This is a genomic window from Endozoicomonas sp. ALB091 (assembly GCF_049310265.1).
Taxonomy (GTDB): Bacteria; Pseudomonadota; Gammaproteobacteria; order Pseudomonadales; family Endozoicomonadaceae; genus Endozoicomonas.
Window position 1 is genome coordinate 453,196 of record NZ_JBLYNQ010000003.1, and the last position, 17,952, is coordinate 471,147.

Consider the following 17,952-nt stretch of genomic DNA (forward strand, 5'->3'; position numbering starts at 1 on the left):
GCTGGAGTAGCTGGTCAGATGGAATCGAATATTTCTGGCTTCTTGTGCTGGTACTGTGCGAGGCACAACGGAGGGAGCATAGCCGTAGCGACCGGAGTTGTAACGAAGGCGAGTGTCGGCACAAGGAGCCAGAAGTATATGATTTCAGGGGTTAGGAGTTGTCTGGCAATAACTTCCCTATTTTCATTGCCTGATCCCGTTCGGACTGAGCTTGTCGAAGTTCGGTGGCACGACCCTTCGACAAGCTCAGGGTGAACGGTAATCGGGAACTTATTAAAAGACAATTCCTTAGCTACTTTTGCAGGAAAGCCACCATGAAGCCAACCTGAACACTTCACAGAACTCCCACGACTGTGTAAGAATATCTTGAAATATTTCTCCGGGACGGAGAAAGCTCAATTGCAACATTAATAAATGAACAGGCCATCGATTTGGAACTGGTTTCCTCGTTAGGGAAGACGACATTGTTGTTATTACTGCAACATTTACTCATACCCGGAAAAAATCCTAAGTGCCAGGTCAATTGTCAACCTGCCAGGGATCTTCGCCTGCTTTTTTTACTGTTATGGCTTTCGTTTTCCGGTTCATTAGTCGCCCAACCCATTTACCTCAGCGGTGACGATGCCATAACCAACCTGCCACTCGTGCCGGTTAATCCACCATCTGACATTTTTCAAAGCTCACTCCCAGACAGCCCCCTGAACTGGTATCGCCTGGATATTGAACTGTCGCCCTACTCCCCCCATGACTGGCTGATGGTGTTCCACCAGGTTCCCCATAAAAAGCTGGATGTTTTTATCCCGGTCAACAACGGGTATCAACTGACAAAAATGGGCATCGATGGTTCACCCTCAGGCATGGCACCCAACACCATGAAGCTGACACTCAAGCCCGGGGAAACCAAAACCTGGTATCTGCGTCATGATCCGGTAGCACTCAATCAGCTCAATCCTGAGTTATGGCCATCTCTGAACTACTATGAACTGCTGAGTGAGCAACAAACCGTCATCAGCTCGATTCAGACGCTGCTGATCGTCGCCTTGATTTTCATCTTTACCCTGACCCTCAGGAATCGAACCCCGGCCTTGTATCTACTGATCAGCCATCTGCTTGCTACCAACCTGATGATTCTGATGTGGGAAGGCGACATTTTTCGTGTTGTTTCATGGCCGGGGGAGCCGGGCCACTGGCTTATTCTGGTAACTGCGGTGGTGCTGGTCACCGGTATTGCCAGCTATCGAACCCTGGCACTGCTGCCGGTCTACACCCCCAAAACGAATCGATTGATTGGTGCACTGAACATCGTTGCCATGGCGCTCGTGGTTTATGGAATCACCTCTGCCAGCAATGCATCAGAGGCAACCCTGAAACTTGCCGCCTATTCACTTCTGGCCAGTTTTACCCTGGTGGTGCTGGCTACCGCTTACTGTCTCTATAATGGCATTCGTCCGGCAAAAGTGGCCTTTCCTTCAGCACTGACCATGCTCATTTTACTCTCATGGTTATGGTATCCCAACGCAGAATCAGGAAGCTTGACGCCCTACCCTGAACTTCTACTTCTCTGTGTTCATGCAGCCCTCCTGCCTCTGTTTTACTGGTACGGGCACCAGCAGAACCTGAACCACGCCATGTCGATTAATGCCATCGCCCCTGCCAGCAGCAAACGGCGTATCTTTGAGTCAGCACTGCGTGAGCACCTGCAAACCCCGGACTCACCACTTTCCGACAATGAGCTGATCCAGAAAGTATTGGCCACCTTCGACGACGTATTACCCGGCGTTCCTGCCATGGTGTTTCGCCACCAGCAGGATGAATGGCACTTCAACCCCGGGGAAACCACTGATTACTCAAAAGCCGCTGAAAATTTAGCCAGGCAGCTGCCAGACATCGAAGAGGACTTGCTCAGCGTCATCGCTTCGGGCATCGAAACAAAAATCAACTTTAAAGACCGGTTTGGCACCATCTACTGGCTATTCCCCCTGAATATAGATGCCGGTAATAAAGTACTTATGGTACTGGCACCCTCCAGATATCATCGAAATGCCACCACCTGGCAAACCGCCAGCGATATCAGCAACCATGCGTGTACCCTCTTTCAAGCAAATCGACAGTCACTCTTCTGGCAGCAGCAGGCCAACCTTGACCCAATGACCGGCTTGCTGAACCGGCGTGCCTTCTGCCAGGAAACAGAGAATATCATTCAGGCTACTCTTGATTCTGACCCCATCCGCCCCTGCTGTGCCCTGTTTATGGACATTGATAACTTTAAACAACTGAATGATCTGCTGGGCCACAATGCCGGAGACCGGATACTTAAAACGACAGCTGTTATATGCCGCAAGTCTCTCCGGCATCAAGACTTACTGGGGCGTTACGGCGGAGAAGAGTTTGTGGCATTATTGCCCGATACAGAGCCCTGGCAGGCATTTCATGTGGCTGAACGAATGCGAAGAGCCATTGCCAGTGAACATGCAAAAAACAATCAATGGGAGAACATTCAGCCCACAACCGTGAGCATCGGTATTGCTGCCCTGTCCAAAGATGTGAACTCCCTGGACAGACTGCTTGAGGAGGCGGATACGGCAATGTACCAGGCAAAACAGACAGGTAAAAACCGGACATCAATCAGCGCAAGCCTGAACGATGTTCGTTTGCCAGCCACATAAGCCACTCAAAAAGAGAGAACAAGGTTACCACCTCAACGTATCTAAAAGCCCTGGTACATGGTTTCAATGAGTTTGACGGGTTGTCGTGCCTCCGCACTCCGTTCGCCCTGAGTGCTGAGCTTGACGAAGCATCGAAGGACCCATAGGGCCTAAAGGCGGAAACTCCGGGCTCTGATAGATCGTGCCAAGCACCCTTCGTCCGTGCATCCTGAGCGGAGCCGAAGGACGCTCAGGGTGAACGGAGATCGTACACGTCAAACTCATTGAAACCATGTACTAGTGTTGCTGTTTATTTGTCTGCCTGTAGCTTTTGCGAAGTGCTTCCGAGGCATAATAAGCGGGTGCGGCAACAAACGGCGATATTGCCTGCTTACCCGGTACCTCATTATTAAGTGTCTTGATAAAGCCAAGCTGGCTCTGCAGATTTTTCTCGTATTTTGCTCTTTCCCGGGCGGCTGTCATCATCAAGCCTGATTGTTCCCATTCGTCCGGCGGAAGTGAACGGCAATTAACCAATAACTCCTCCCCGACAGCGATATCTCTTAAGGCAAAATAGATTGGGAGGGTAAGATTACCAGAACGGGTATTCACTGAAACAAACGACATACTGACATTGTTATCTTTGGCCCTGTTGGCCGCATTCAGGAAATGCATCGGTGTATAACGCTGGTTATCCGGCAAAAAGACAACTGTGTTCGTAGAATCTGAAGAAAATCCTGCCATTGTGTATTTCGAGAGCGTTCGCTGTGTTTGATCCTTACCTCTGAGACCTGCCATCAGGGTCCGGTAGTAACTCATGAAATCCGGCATTTCAGTCGTCACTTTCTGATGCACATGCTCAGGTTTCCAATTGTGGTTATGCCTGGCCCACTCCCTTTTGTTGAGCACATAGCCCATACCGGAATAGACCCCGATCAACTCCCCCCCCTTAACGGGTGCGCGGGCAAATACCCCGTAATTTTTTTCTGGCTCTGCACCCGAAGCATCAGAGCAGTTAAAGCCATAATCAACAAAACGGTATTCAAATCGCGCCTGAAAGTCTTGCCGGGCCTCTTGCTCAGACATTATCAACTGGTTAACCAGGCGGGGTTGCAAAGCTTGATTCAATTGAAAGTCCGGCAGCAACTGACTGCTAGCCAAGCGAGACATCCACAAGTAAGGCTGGTAAGTATGCCCGGGAGGAAGTTCAGAGTCTGAAATAGCCCGGCTCCCCAACGCTCTATTGGCCATCCCCGGCCTATTGCTGCCAGTGGCGAAGGCCTGGTGTGCTGAATGGCGTGAAGGTTTGTTCTGTAGCGACAGAAGCATTGTTTCTTTTATTCCCCGACTGAATATGCTGGTGTCTGGCAGTGCACGTATATCTTCTGCCAGCTGCTCCAGGGCTGTTGCATCATCACTGTCATGCCCGGCGCGGTTGGCAGGGGTAGAGACATCTTCTGATGTTGCCACTCTCGAAGCTACAGATGCGGTGGTTGAATCGTCAGTTAATGGAGTTATCTTTGATTTAAATATATTTCCGGAAGAGATTGCAGCATCGCTATCAGAACCTGAGTGGCTGAGACTCGGCTCATCACTGCGGACAGCAACAACATCACGGGCAAAGGCCACGCCCTGACTTTGCTCGCCACTGGTGGATCCACATTGCTCATCATCCGGATCAGGGGGACGACTTCCAGCCATTTTTGCCGGTAACAGGGCATTGGGTTCCATAAGTTCCCTACTTTAAACTTGCAACAGCATTCTGAAAATCTCTGACAAAGTGTATGCCCAAAAGTTCAACTCACGGCAAAGCCCTTTGCTCATTAAAGTAACGAATACCCTTCCCTGACATCTGATCCATTTAAACAGACACAGCCCAACGTTTTTTCAGGAACAGGCACCTGCCACTATCGTAGATTTACATATAGGGATTTACGGTTGAGGCTGATTAGAATACCTGGCAAATTGATCTGTACAATGCCAAAAAGACCATCACCCGCCTGGGCCTGAAAGGCATGGCATAAACGGTGATCCAAAGCTACCAGCCGACCGTAGCTACCTGAACAGGACAATAAGTCAAACAGTATGCGGCATACCGAAATACACCTATTTTCTTACATAAGATACTATCTCTCGTTGATTACTTATTGCCCAGACCCGCTATCAAAGGCTAAATGATTTCACCGACCGTGTCTTTTCATACAAGGCCGCCGGATCCGGAACGCCCTCCGATTCCTGTTACCCTGTTGGGAGCCGCTGGCTGAAGCCACATTTACGTTCTATGATGCAGGTAGCTGGGCGTTACTCCAATTTTATCTATGGAGGAGTCGTATGATTCTGGAAGAAGTCATAGATCTCTCGCGCTTTCAATTTGCCATTACTGCGCTATATCATTTTTTGTTTGTTCCACTGACTATTGGCATGACCTTTATCCTTGCCATTATGGAATCCGTCTATGTGATGACGGGTAAACAGATCTACAAGGATATGACCAGATTCTGGGGCAAACTCTTTGGTATCAACTTTGCCGTGGGCGTCGCCACCGGCCTGACCATGGAGTTCCAGTTTGGTACTAACTGGTCCTACTATTCCCACTATGTTGGCGATATTTTCGGCGCACCACTCGCCATTGAAGCCCTGATGGCCTTCTTCCTGGAATCCACTTTCGTAGGCATGTTCTTCTTCGGTTGGGATCGCCTGAGTAAAGTGCAGCACCTGGCCTGTACCTGGTTGATGGCCATAGGCACCAACCTGTCGGCACTCTGGATTCTGATTGCCAACGCCTGGATGCAGAACCCGGTGGGTGCCGAGTTCAACTTTGAAACCATGCGCATGGAGATGACCAGCTTTGCCGACCTGGTATTCAACCCGGTGGCACAGGTGAAGTTTATCCATACGGTAGCGGCGGGTTATACCACTGGCGCTATTTTCGTCCTGTCCATTTCTGCCTACTACCTGCTGAACCATCGTGATATCGGCTTTGCCCGCCGCTCTTTCGCCGTGGCTTCAGGATTTGGTCTGGCGGCTATTCTGTCCGTTATTCTTCTGGGTGACGAATCCGGCTATGAGCTGGGCGATGTTCAGGAAGTAAAACTGGCTGCCATTGAAGCAGAATGGGACACCCACCCGGCACCGGCCAGCTTCACCGTGATCGGTATTCCTGACCAGGAAACCATGCAAACCGATTACGCCATCAGAATTCCTTACCTGATGGGCATTATTGCCACCCGCTCACTGGATGAAGAAGTCACGGGCATCAAAGACCTGATTGAAAACAAGATAGTCCGTATCCAGAGTGGCATGGAGGCCTACGACCTGCTGCAAAAACTGAAAAGCGGCCAGGATACACCGGAAAACCGGGCAGCCTTCCTGGAAGTGGTGGATGACCTCGGCTACGGCCTGTTGCTGACCCGCTACACCGACAACATTCCTGCGGCCACCGATGCCATGATCCGTCAAGCGGCAGAAGATGCTATTCCAACCGTATGGCCTCTGTTCTTTGCCTTCCGCATCATGGTTGGCTGTGGCGTCCTGATGCTGCTGCTCCTGGTGACGGCATTTGTCAAAACCGCCCGTCGCAATGAATACAAAAGTCGCTTCTTCCTGAAACTCTGCCTCTGGTCGCTGCCCCTTCCCTGGATTGCCAGTGAAATGGGCTGGTTTGTGGCAGAATTCGGCCGTCAGCCATGGTCGATCTCAGGCATTCTGCCCACCTATCTGTCGGCATCCACCCGGACAGTCACCGACCTCTACCTGAGCATCGCCGGCTTCACGCTTTTCTACGGCATCTTTGCCGTCATTGAAGTCTGGCTGCTGGTGAAGTACGCCAGACTGGGTCCAAGCAGCCTGCACACCGGCCGTTACCACTTCGAACAACAGCAGGCCCTGACCGATGCTGTGGTTTCTGACAGTCCCCTCCACGGAAAAGCATAAGGAGCGATGACGATGGATTATGAAATTCTCCGATTTATCTGGTGGGTACTGATCGGCGTCCTGTTTATCGGTTTTGCCATTATGGACGGCTACGATCTTGGCACAGCCAACCTTCTGCCATTCATGAGCAAAAACGACACTGAACGTCGTATCATGATCAATGCCGTTGCGCCCCACTGGGACGGCAACCAGGTTTGGCTCATCACGGCCGGTGGTGCGCTATTTGCCGCCTGGCCAACCGTCTATGCGACTGCTTTCTCCGGCTTTTACTGGGCAATGGTTCTGGTGCTATTTGCCCTGTTGATTCGCCCGATGGCTTTCGACTACCGCTCAAAACTGCCTGACCCACGCTGGCGCAACGCCTGGGACTGGGGACTGTTTGTCAGCGGTATTGTCCCATCCCTGGTATTTGGTGTTGCCTTTGGCAACATCTTTGTCGGCTTTGGCTTTGCGCTGGACGACTTTATGCGTTCCAGCTTCTCTGGCTCATTCTTCGACCTGCTCAACCCATTCTCACTGTTGTGCGGTGTGGTCAGTGCCGCCATGCTGACCATGCAGGGCGCTGTCTGGCAGAAAATGCGTTCTGGCGAACCCATCCGTCACCGTGCAGCAACGGTCGCCCGCTACTCTGCCCTGCTGACCATGGTGGCATTTGCCGCGGCAGGTTTCTGGGTTGCCCATATCAACGGTTACCAGGTCACCAGTATTCTGGATACCAATGCGCCATCCAACCCGCTGGAAAAAACCGTCACGCTTGCTCAAGGTGCCTGGCTGAATAACTACAGCCAATACCCCATCATGATCATTGCCCCGGTACTTGGCTTCCTGGGTACCCTCGGCGTCATGATCTTCTCCGGCACCAGACAGGATGGGCTTAACTTTACCTGCTCATCCCTGGCACAGGCCGGCATTATCATGACCGCAGGTTTCAGTCTGTTCCCGTTTGTACTGACCTCAAGTACCGACCCATCCTTCAGCCTGACCCTCTGGGACGCAACCTCCAGCTTTATGACCCTGGCCATCATGACCGGCGTTGCCGTGGTGTTTGTTCCCATCATCCTTGGCTACACCATCTGGTGTTTCTACAAACTCTGGGGTCGCATGACCGCCGAGCGCATTGAAAAAGAAAGTCATTCACTTTACTAAAGAGGCAGCCGAACAATGTGGTATTTTGCATGGATCCTGGGTGTACTGCTGGCTTGCGCCTTTGGGATTATTAATGTGATGTGGTACGAATTTCATTCGGACAATTTTGATAATGAAGTCAATGAGTTAGACTGATTGAAATTTTTTTAGGTTGCAATTTGATTGTAACCTGAGCCTCAAAAACGGTACCAAACCGTACCTTTGCTGCGTTTTGTGGTGAATGGTATTCGGGGAAAATGGTACCGTTTTTTTGTATCTATCTGGTACACCTTGGTTTTCCCACAACCATCGAATAAACTCCCGCCTCAACCACTGCATAAGAAGTGCTTTCAAACCATGAAAACCCGCGATCTGCTCAAACTTCCAGACCTCAAACTGGCCCAGGCCATCAGCACCATGAAAGGCAAGAAATGCGAGAAACACGCCAGGAACTACACCAAAATTCTGGGCATAGAATTTGAAAAAGCGATTATGCACGCCACCCACGCCGCCATGTTCAGCCAGAGCGACGAGCCGGTCAAACTGCGCACCTATAAAGCCATAGTTGATCTGGTGGCTAGCGATACTGAATACGGCGAAAGGGAAGCAACAATTCTTACTGCACTGCTATTAGCCCATATCAGCAAAAGAATGGATCGGGTTCAGTCCCTTGTTACTCAAACGCCACCATTTGCCATGTCGTGAAGTTCAAGCACTAACTATGAGTTCAAAGAAACCGACCTATACGCCACTGCAAGGCCAGTATCTGTCGTTTATTTACTACTACACGAAGATCAACGGCATGCCACCAGCGGAAAAGGATTTGCAGCGGTATTTTCAGGTTACTCCTCCCACCGTTCACCAGATGGTAGTGAAACTGCACCAGCTTGGCCTGATTAGTAGGGTACCTGGACAAGCCCGGACAATGAAGGTGGAGCTTCCTGTTGAAGAACTGCCCTTTCTTGATTAAATAAACCGTTGGTCGCGAAATTAGCTCAGAACCTGCTCATTCCCAAAGTGGACAGCTTTTCCCTTTCCCTTCGCAAATGCACGACTACCGCCAAACACCTTACATGCGTACAATGACTATCTTCCCAAAATTTACCTCTGAGCTATCTGGTCCCATGCTCCCCGGCGTCAATAAAAGACAATGGTAAAAACCACGGGCGGTAGCGTACCCAGTTAAAACAAAATGGAACTGTAGCCGTGCTTCTGGACAACAAACAGAATGGTAAGGTGGGCGAAGAGCTACGCCGGCACCTGACCAAAGGAACAAAGCTGTCTGTACTCTCAGGCCTATTCTCCATCTATGGTTTTGACTCGCTAAAGAAAGAATTATCTTCTGTAGAAGAAATACGTCTGTTGCTATCCAAATCATTGCAACCAGAAACAGCTCACAATACCCCCTTTGCTGAGCTAATCGGTGACCGCTGTGAACACCGTCTCAGAAATCAGCTCAACCAGATGCAAATCGCCAAAGAATGTGCCCGATGGATTGAGCGCAAAGTAGAAGTACGCTCCACCTGTATGGCCAATCAGAATATCTTCCATCTCAGCCAGGCAGATAACAACGATACCGCCATTCAGGGTAGCTCAAACTTTACCAGCACAGGGCTTGGTTACAGTGAGTCTGATCAGTTTGATATGAACATGTGCCTGACAGACAGCACTGCCACCCAGGGTATGCTGGAGTGGTTTAATGCCATCTGGGACAGCCCATCTGCTGGCGACGCCAAACAACTTCTATTGGACCAGCTTAACCAACTGACTCAAGATCAATCGCCCCAGTTCATCTACTTTCTGACCCTTTATCATCTGTTCAAAGATTTCCTGGAAGAGATCGACGAAGACAGCATCATCAAAAGCAAAACCGGTTTTAAAGATACCCTGGTCTGGAACAAACTCTACAAATTCCAGAAAGACGGTGTGCTTGGTGCCATCGACAAACTGGAACGCTATAACGGCTGCATCATTGCCGACAGTGTGGGCCTGGGTAAAACCTTCTCTGCCTTGGCAGTTATCAAATACTACGAACTGCGTAACGACCGGGTCCTGGTTCTTGCCCCCAAAAAGCTGCGGGAAAACTGGACCGTTTACACAGTGAACGACAAGCGCAATTTATTGGCGGCAGACCGGTTCAACTACGATGTACTCAACCACACGGACCTGACCCGCACCACCGGCATATCCGGTGAGATCAATCTGGAAACCATCAACTGGGGCAACTATGACCTGATCGTGGTTGATGAATCCCATAACTTCCGTAACAGCAGCTCCGCTAAAGAAGGTCATACCCGCTACTCCCGGCTGATGGATGACATCATCCGCTCCGGGGTAAAAACCAAAGTACTGATGCTCTCGGCAACACCGGTCAATAACCGGATGAACGACCTGAAAAACCAGGTCGCCTTCATCACCGAAGGGCAAGACACCGCCTTTGAAGCACAAGGCATCAGCAGCATAGAAATCACCCTGAAAAAAGCCCAGACCCAGTTTAATCAATGGCTAAAGCTCGACGAAGCACAGCGCAGCACCGAATCGCTTTTGGAAGGCATGAATTTCGACTACTTCAAGCTACTCGATCTTCTCACCATTGCCCGCTCCCGCAAGCATATTGAAAAGTACTATGACATCGCAGAAATCGGAGCCTTCCCGGAACGCCTGAAGCCACTCAATATCAAGGAAGACATCGACTCAAACGGCCAGTTTCCCCCGCTTAAAGAGATCAACCGCATCATTCGGCGCTTAAACCTCAGTGCTTACGCGCCACTGAAGTATGTCCGGATGGAAAAACGGGCAGAATATAACCGCAAATACGATGTTCAGGTCAATGAAGGTTCAGTGTTCAAAATGGTGGATCGTGAGCAGAGCCTGATTCACCTGATGAGGGTAAACCTGCTGAAGCGAATGGAAAGCTCGATCCACTCCTTCGCACTGACCCTGAAAAAACTGCTCGGGGCCGTGGACATGCTGCTGAGCAAACTGGACAACCATGCCAGCGATGAGGTTGAAGAACTCAGCATTAACGATATCGAGGTAGACTCCCCGGAGTTTGACGCTTACCTCATTGGTAAAAAGGTCAAAATCCTGATCAAGGATATCGATCACATCCTCTGGCGCCAGGACCTGGAAGAAGACCGCACCCGTCTGCAACAACTATTAACGGAAGCTCAGGCCATCGATGCAAAGCGGGATGCCAAGTTGCATCGCCTGCAAGCCATCATTGAGCGGAAATGTCAGCAGCCTCTGAACCCGGGCAATAAAAAGGTGATTATCTTCACCGCCTTTGCGGATACCGCCCAATACCTGTATCAGCACATTGCGCCGTGGGTCAGCCAGCAGCTCGGGCTGCATACGGCACTGGTCACCGGAGCAGGCAGCAATAAAAGCACGCTCGCTGGCGTCAGCAGTGACCTGAACAACCTGTTAACGGCCTTCTCGCCCGTCTCCAAAGAGCGAAGCAAGGTGAATGACAGCCCCGGTGATGAGATTGATATTCTCATCGCCACCGACTGCATCTCCGAAGGTCAGAACCTGCAAGACTGCGACTTCCTGATCAATTATGACATTCACTGGAACCCGGTCCGTATTATTCAGCGATTTGGCCGGGTAGACCGCCTCGGCTCAAAGAACAGCGTTATTCAGCTGGTCAACTTCTGGCCCAATATGGAGCTGGACGAATACATCAACCTGGAAGCCCGGGTCAGTGGTCGTATGGTGCTGCTGGATATATCCGCCACTGGTGAAGAAAACGTCATTGAGCAGGACAGCGGTAAACAGATGAACGATCTGGAGTACCGCCGCAAACAGTTGCAGGAATTACAAGACAATGTTGTAGACCTGGAAGATATTTCCGGCAGTGTTTCCATTACTGACCTGACACTGAATGACTTCCGAATGGATCTGTCGGGCTTTATGAAAGAGCATCTGGGCGATCTGGAATCCGCTTACACCGGGTTATTTGCCGCCAGCGCCATTGACCCTGCGTTTATTCGCCAGACCGGTGATCACGCCATTGAGCCGGGTGCGCTCTTCTGCTTAAGGCAACTCACTGCTCAAGAACCATCGTCGTCCGATGGCTATGCGCTGGCACCGCACTATCTGGTCTATGTCACCGACGACAATGAGGTGAAGTACCCGTTCAGCCAAACCAAAAAGATGCTGGATATCCTGAAAAAACAGGGGCTCGGTCATCACCTGCCCAGCCAGGAAGCCATTGACTCATTCAACGCCATAACCCGATATGGCAAAGACATGGAGCATTACCGGCAACTGCTGGAAACGGCGATCAGCAGCATTATTGGCACCCATCAAGAAAAAGGCATCGACAGCCTGTTCAGCCGTGGCGGTACGCGACTGAATCAGGGGCGCTTCCAGGGCATAGACGATTTTGAAGTGGTCAGTTTTCTGATCATACGGGAACCGGCTCAGGCTGCAGCCCCATGACCCTGAACGACTTTTACCAGCAACTGGCCATACCCGATAGCTGCCGACTGCAACGGCGCATCTACAAAAAACAGCTGTTTAGTAACGTCGCCTTCAGCAAGAGCGACCAAAAACGGATCAATGAGCAGATCGACACGCTGGCGCTTCGCTACAGCCTGAGTCCGGAGACCATCAATATTTCCAGATACGAAGACCCACAGCGGGAATATCTGGAAATAGCGCTGCTGCAAATCACCCTGAAAAAGCTAACCAACACCGATAAACAAACGGCCAAACTGGCAGAGCTGATCCAGAAGGCGATTCCCTACCCCACCATTGTTGTGTTTGTCCGGGAAAGTCAGATCGCCATCTCCCTTGCCCACAAACGGATCAACCTGGCCGACAGCAGCAAACTCACGCTTGAGCGCAGTTTCGATACCGGCTGGCTGGATTTATCGCAGCTCACCCTTAATCAGCAGGCGTTTCTTGCGGATTTTGCGCTACCGCGATGCAGCTTTATCAATTTCTACCAGTGCTATCAGGATCTGGTACGCCGGGTGGTGGCACTGAACTGCGCCGATTTGACCGGTCACTACACACTGACCAAAGACACAGAAAGCGAACGGCAAACCCGACTGGATCAGTTACGCAGCCACCAGCAACAGGTGTCGCTATTGCGAGCCGAACTGAAACAGGAAACCCGGTTTAACCACAAGGTTGAACTGAATATGCAGATTAAACGGCTGGATCAACAGATTCAGACGCTGAAAACCCAGCTGTAATTCATTAACGGATAGAGATTCCCTCCATGGAAAAAATCACCCAGGGCCATCATGGCAGCCTGAGCCTGGATATGGTTCAGGACAACATCAGTAAACTGAAGCAATTGTTTCCGGAATTGATCACGGAAGACGCCAGCGGTGCAAAAATTGATGTGGATGTGCTGAAAGAACTGGTGGGCTATCAGGTGATTGATGGCGATAAGGAACGCTATAACTTCACCTGGCATGGTAAAGCCGCCGCCCGTCGTCTGGCGCAAACACCCTCTACCGGCACCCTTCGCCCCTGCAAAGAAGAGTCAAAAAACTGGGACACCACGCAAAATCTGTTTATTGAAGGCGATAACCTGGAAGTGCTGAAGCTGCTGCAAAAGAGCTATCACAAAAAGGTGAAGATGATTTATATTGATCCGCCTTATAACACAGGTCGTGAATTCATTTATCCTGACAACTTTTCAGACAATATCAAAAACTACCTTGAGTTAACTGGTCAAATTGGCAAAGAAGGGCAAAAACTATCAGCAAATCCTGAAACTTCTGGCCGGTATCACTCAAACTGGCTGAATATGATGTTGCCAAGACTAAGGTTGGCACGAAACCTTCTTAATGATGAAGGCGTTATTTTTATTTCCATAGATGACCATGAAGTAACTAATTTGCGTCGTCTGTGTGATGAAGTGTTTGGTGAAGAGAATTTCATTGCTTCAGTTATCTGGCAGAAGGTTTTCAGCCCGAAAAACTCAGCAAAATACTTATCTGAAGACCATGACTACATTCTCATATACTCAAAAGTAGCCGATATCTGGAGACCAACATTACTTCCCCGAAGTCAAGAAATGATCGGTCGTTATAGTAACCCAGATAATGATCCACGGGGCGTCTGGGCATCATCAGATCTATGTGCTAGAAATTTCTATGGCGAAGGTACATATTCAGTAACCTGCCCTTCTGGACGAGTTATTCCTTCACCCCCGCAAGGTTCATATTGGCGAGTATCTAAGCAGAACTTTGACAAAATGGACGATGAAAATCGTCTCTGGTGGGGGGAAGATGGCAACAATATGCCACGGATGAAACGATTCTTATCTGAAGTAAAGGGTGGCGTAGTCCCACAGACTCTATGGAAATACCAAGATGTCGGGCACACACAAGAAGCTAAAAAAGAGCTTATTGAGTTCGTAGAATTTGAAAATACTATAAACGTCTTGAATTCAGTTAAGCCCACGCGTCTGCTTCGTCATGCCCTAAAGATTGGCAGCACAGCAGACCAAGAAGACATTATTCTCGACTTCTTTTCTGGCAGCGCACCACTTGCTCATGCAGTGATTGCACAAAATGCTGAAGATGGAGGTAAAAGAAAATTTATTCTGGTTCAAATACCAGAGCCGCTCAAAATCGAAGAGGAAAAAGTCAAAACTATTGCAGACTTAGGAAAGTCACGTATTCGAAATGCTGGAGATAAAATAGTTCATAAAAACCAGGAGAAAGAGGGTATAGAAAATCTCGATATCGGCTTCAAAGTCTTCAAACTCGATTCCAGCAATATAAAACCCTGGGATGCCGATTTCGACAACGTGGAAGATATGATTGCCGCAGCGGATGATAGCCTGAAAAAAGACCGCTCCGCCGACGATGTACTCTACGAAATCCTGCTGAAATACGGCCTCGACCTCACCCTGCCCATCGAAGAACACATTCTGGCCGGTAAAACCGTGCACAACATTGGCAACGGCGCTCTGATGATCTGCCTGGATGATGAAATCACTCTCGATGTCGTCAATGCCATTGGAGGCCTCAAGAAAGAACTGCAACCGGAAGTCATGCGCGTGGTGTTCAAAGACGCTGGCTTTGCTGACCCAGTCGTTAAAACCAATGCCATTCAGGTGCTCAAGCAGTTTGGCATTGATGATGTGAAAAGTATCTAAGGACGGGATAGACAATGAAGATTCAATTTGATCCCGATCTGGATTATCAAAAAGTGGCCATCGATTCGGTGGTCAGTGTCTTTGAAGGCCAGGAAACCTGCCAGACTAACTTTTCCGTACCGGCTTACAGTGCCCCTGCTGCCCATCAGGCTGATCTCTATCAGGGATCGGAATACGATGATCTGGGTGTGGGTAACCGATTGGAGCTGCTGCCCGATGAGCTGCTGGATAACGTACGACAAGTGCAGCTGAACCAGGGCCTCAAACAATCCAAAAAGCTGAACTCCATGGACTTTACCGTGGAGATGGAGACCGGCACCGGCAAAACCTACGTTTACCTGCGCTCAGCCTTTGAGCTGAACCAGCGCTACGGCTTCACCAAGTTTATTATTGTGGTGCCATCGGTGGCCATTAAGGAGGGGGTGTTCAAGTCGCTGCAAATTACCGAGCAGCACTTTAAAGAGCAGTATAACAACGTTCAGTACGATTACTTTGTTTACGATTCTCAAAAGCCGGACCAGGTTCGCAGCTTTGCCACCAATGATTATATTCAGATCATGGTGATCAATATTGACGCCTTTCGCAAAAGCTTTACCGATCCGGATAAAGAGACCAAAGCCAACCTGATCCACCGAACCCACGACAAACTCAGTGGTATGAAGCCCATCGAGTTTATCCGTTCGACCCATCCGGTGGTGATTATTGATGAACCTCAGAGTGTGGACACCACCGCCAAGTCCAAAGAAGCTATTGCTTCTCTGAACCCGCTGTGTACCTTCCGCTATTCTGCGACCCATAAAGACAAGCACAACCTGCTGTACAAGCTGGATTCCATTGATGCTTACGAGCAGAAGCTGGTGAAACAGATTGAAGTGGCCCATATCGATGTGCGCGATGGGCACAACAAGGCCTACATCAAACTGCTCGACACCAGAAGCAATAACAGTGGCATCTCGGCAAAGATCGAAATGGATGTCATGCAGTCCGGCAAGGTCAAGCGGGTGGTTAAAACCGTCAAAGCCAACGATGACCTGTATGAGTTGTCTGGCGGTCGTGATGTCTATGAAGGCTATGTCATCAACGATATTTACTGCAAAACCGGCGATGAATACATCGACTTTACCAGCAAGCCCGATGAGATCCGCAAAGGTGAGCTGATTGGCGGTGTCGATGACGATGAGTTTAAGCGTCTGCAAATCCGCAAGACCATTGAAGAACATCTGGAAAAAGAGCTGTTGCTGATTCCCATGGGCATTAAGGTCCTCAGCCTGTTCTTTATCGATAAAGTCGCCAATTATCGCTTTTACCAGGATGGCGTTGCCCAGCCAGGCAAGTACGCCAAAATCTTTGAAGAAGAATATGTCAACATTGCCCGCAAAGGGAAATATCGCAGCCTGTTTGAAGAGACCTCGCCAGAGGCGTTAGTGAGCCAGCTTCATAATGGTTACTTCGCCATTGATAAAAAGAAAGACAGCGCTGGTGAAGCACAGTTTAAAGACTCCAAACTCTCTGCCAAGGGCGAAGGCGGGAAAACGGCGGCGGATGAAAGCGCCTACAACCTGATCATGAAAGAGAAGGAACGGTTGCTGAGCCTGGACTGCAAACTGAAGTTTCTGTTCTCCCACTCTGCGCTGAAAGAAGGCTGGGATAACCCCAATGTGTTCCAGATTTGCACCCTGAACGAAACCGCCTCGGTGATTAAAAAACGACAGGAGATTGGTCGTGGTCTTCGCATTGCCGTTAACCAGCAGGGCGAACGGGTGCATGGTTTTGAGGTGAACACGCTGACAGTGATGGCCAATGAGTCCTATGAGGATTTTGTCGCCAGCCTGCAAAAAGAGATCGAGGAAGAAGAAGGCATTCGCTTTGGCGTGGTGGACGACCACCTGTTTGCCAATATCGTGATCAGACACCAGGGGGAAAAGCCTGAATTTCTTGGTGCTGAGAAGTCAGAACAGATCTGGCAGCATCTCCTCGATGCTGGCTATATCGACAAGAAAGGCAAGGTTCAGGATGATCTTAAAACGGCCCTGAAGGAGGGCAACCTTGACCTGCCTTATGACGTGATGGCCCAATCAGAGCAGATTCAGGCAGCCCTGAAAAAGGTAGCGGGCGGCCTTAACATCAAAGACAGCAGCAAGCGGGAAACGGTAAAACTGAATAAGGCGGTTTTCCTCGGTGAAGAGTTCAAGTCGTTGTGGGAACGCATTAAATACCAGACCACGTACCGGGTGGATTTTGATCACCATGCCCTGGTAGAAGAGTGTGCCAAAACCATTGAGAAAGATCTGGTGGCCGGTAAAACCAAGTTTGAATACGCCAAAGGCACCGTCGCCACCAAGCGCAGTGGACTAGAGGTAACGGAGAGCAAAACTCAAACCTATACCTATGATGCCAAAGACTATAAGTTGCCGGACATCGTCAGTTATCTGCAAAACGCCACTAACCTGACCCGTCGCTCAATCGTCAGCATCCTTACCCGGTGCAACCGACTTGATGCCTTTCGTAATAACCCACAGAAGTTTATTGATGAAGCCACTAACATCATCCAACGGGTGATGCGCCGGTTTATTGTGGATGGCATCAAATACCAAAAGATTGGTGATGACCATTTTTACTGTCAGGAGCTGTTCCAGGATAAGGAGCTGAAAGGCTATCTGGGTAAGAATATGCTTGAATCGGGGAAATCGGTGTATGACCATGTCATTTACGACTCCGATGTAGAGCACGACTTTGCCGAAGCCTTTGAGAAGAGCGAAGAGGTGAATGTTTACGCTAAATTGCCAGACTGGTTCAAAATTGATACCCCGCTGGGAACCTATAACCCGGACTGGGCGGTACTGGTGGAGAACAATGGCAGCCAGAATCTCTATTTTGTGGTGGAAACCAAAGGCTCACTGTTCAGTGATGCCCTGAGGCCTACAGAAAAAGCTAAAATGGACTGCGGCCGGGAGCACTTTAAGGCGCTTGGGCAGGATGTCAGTTTTGCTAAAGCTAATAACTTTGAGTCGTTTGTTGATCAGATAGCTTGAATGACCTAGCTATTCAATTTTCTGAAACGTCCAAAGTTAATCACTGCTTTGTTCTGCTATCTCTTTTCTTTTTATATACATTGTTAAT

At 49.6% G+C, this 17,952-nt stretch carries 11 protein-coding genes; 10 read left to right on the forward strand and 1 reads right to left on the reverse strand.

Going from position 1 to position 17,952, the window contains the following annotated elements:
* Positions 1-431: 431 nt before the first annotated feature.
* Positions 432-2,666: a diguanylate cyclase gene (locus ACO6UX_RS04950; RefSeq protein ID WP_422445406.1), complete on the forward strand. Its 2,235-nt coding sequence runs from the start codon at positions 432-434 to the stop codon at positions 2,664-2,666.
* A 276-nt stretch (positions 2,667-2,942) separates the two neighbouring features.
* Here the strand turns inward: ACO6UX_RS04950 and ACO6UX_RS04955 are convergent, their stop codons facing one another.
* The gene (locus ACO6UX_RS04955) at positions 2,943-4,376 is read right to left on the reverse strand and encodes an SET domain-containing protein-lysine N-methyltransferase (protein ID WP_422445408.1); all 1,434 of its coding nucleotides are present in this window, start codon (positions 4,374-4,376) and stop codon (positions 2,943-2,945) included.
* A 600-nt stretch (positions 4,377-4,976) separates the two neighbouring features.
* Between ACO6UX_RS04955 and ACO6UX_RS04960 the strand changes: the two genes are divergently transcribed.
* The 9 genes from ACO6UX_RS04960 (at position 4,977) to ACO6UX_RS05000 (ending at position 17,864) form a co-directional block, all read left to right on the forward strand.
* Positions 4,977-6,578, forward strand: a complete 1,602-nt coding sequence (locus ACO6UX_RS04960) for a cytochrome ubiquinol oxidase subunit I (RefSeq protein WP_422445410.1) — start codon at positions 4,977-4,979, stop codon at positions 6,576-6,578.
* A 12-nt stretch (positions 6,579-6,590) separates the two neighbouring features.
* A complete protein-coding gene (gene cydB, locus ACO6UX_RS04965) occupies positions 6,591-7,724 on the forward strand; it encodes a cytochrome d ubiquinol oxidase subunit II (RefSeq protein WP_101748097.1) in 1,134 nt (377 codons plus the stop codon).
* A gap of 15 nt (positions 7,725-7,739) precedes the next feature.
* Positions 7,740-7,859, forward strand: coding sequence for a cytochrome bd-I oxidase subunit CydX (gene cydX / locus ACO6UX_RS04970; protein WP_422445412.1), 120 nt, complete (start codon positions 7,740-7,742; stop codon positions 7,857-7,859).
* A gap of 201 nt (positions 7,860-8,060) precedes the next feature.
* Positions 8,061-8,408 carry a hypothetical protein gene (locus tag ACO6UX_RS04975; protein WP_422445414.1) on the forward strand — a complete coding sequence of 116 codons (348 nt, stop codon included), beginning with the start codon at positions 8,061-8,063 and terminating at the stop codon, positions 8,406-8,408.
* 16 nt (positions 8,409-8,424) lie between these two features.
* Positions 8,425-8,673: a LexA family protein gene (locus ACO6UX_RS04980; RefSeq protein ID WP_422445416.1), complete on the forward strand. Its 249-nt coding sequence runs from the start codon at positions 8,425-8,427 to the stop codon at positions 8,671-8,673.
* 236 nt (positions 8,674-8,909) lie between these two features.
* Positions 8,910-12,149, forward strand: a complete 3,240-nt coding sequence (locus ACO6UX_RS04985; RefSeq protein WP_422445418.1) for a helicase-related protein — start codon at positions 8,910-8,912, stop codon at positions 12,147-12,149.
* On the forward strand, positions 12,146-12,910 hold the full coding sequence (locus ACO6UX_RS04990) for a DUF4391 domain-containing protein (protein ID WP_422445420.1): 765 nt from the start codon (positions 12,146-12,148) through the stop codon (positions 12,908-12,910). The genes ACO6UX_RS04985 and ACO6UX_RS04990 overlap by 4 nt, the downstream gene beginning before the upstream one ends.
* Before the next feature lie 26 nt (positions 12,911-12,936).
* Positions 12,937-14,832 (forward strand): site-specific DNA-methyltransferase, encoded by a 1,896-nt coding sequence (locus ACO6UX_RS04995; RefSeq protein ID WP_422445422.1) that lies wholly within the window; start codon positions 12,937-12,939, stop codon positions 14,830-14,832.
* 14 nt (positions 14,833-14,846) lie between these two features.
* Complete coding sequence (locus tag ACO6UX_RS05000; protein WP_422445424.1) at positions 14,847-17,864, forward strand: type III restriction-modification system endonuclease; 3,018 nt, start codon at positions 14,847-14,849, stop codon at positions 17,862-17,864.
* The last annotated feature ends 88 nt before the right edge of the window (positions 17,865-17,952 follow it).

Bases quoted from the DNA above. Each gene is read 5' to 3' on its own strand.
- ACO6UX_RS04975 (WP_422445414.1), top strand. From the start codon at position 8,061: ATGAAAACCCGCGATCTGCTCAAACTTCCAGACCTCAAACTGGCCCAG.
- ACO6UX_RS04995 (WP_422445422.1), top strand. From the start codon at position 12,937: ATGGAAAAAATCACCCAGGGCCATCATGGCAGCCTGAGCCTGGATATG.
- cydB (WP_101748097.1), top strand. From the start codon at position 6,591: ATGGATTATGAAATTCTCCGATTTATCTGGTGGGTACTGATCGGCGTC.
- ACO6UX_RS05000 (WP_422445424.1), top strand. From the start codon at position 14,847: ATGAAGATTCAATTTGATCCCGATCTGGATTATCAAAAAGTGGCCATC.
- ACO6UX_RS04955 (WP_422445408.1), bottom strand. From the start codon at position 4,376: ATGGAACCCAATGCCCTGTTACCGGCAAAAATGGCTGGAAGTCGTCCC.
- ACO6UX_RS04960 (WP_422445410.1), top strand. From the start codon at position 4,977: ATGATTCTGGAAGAAGTCATAGATCTCTCGCGCTTTCAATTTGCCATT.
- ACO6UX_RS04990 (WP_422445420.1), top strand. From the start codon at position 12,146: ATGACCCTGAACGACTTTTACCAGCAACTGGCCATACCCGATAGCTGC.
- cydX (WP_422445412.1), top strand. From the start codon at position 7,740: ATGTGGTATTTTGCATGGATCCTGGGTGTACTGCTGGCTTGCGCCTTT.
- ACO6UX_RS04980 (WP_422445416.1), top strand. From the start codon at position 8,425: ATGAGTTCAAAGAAACCGACCTATACGCCACTGCAAGGCCAGTATCTG.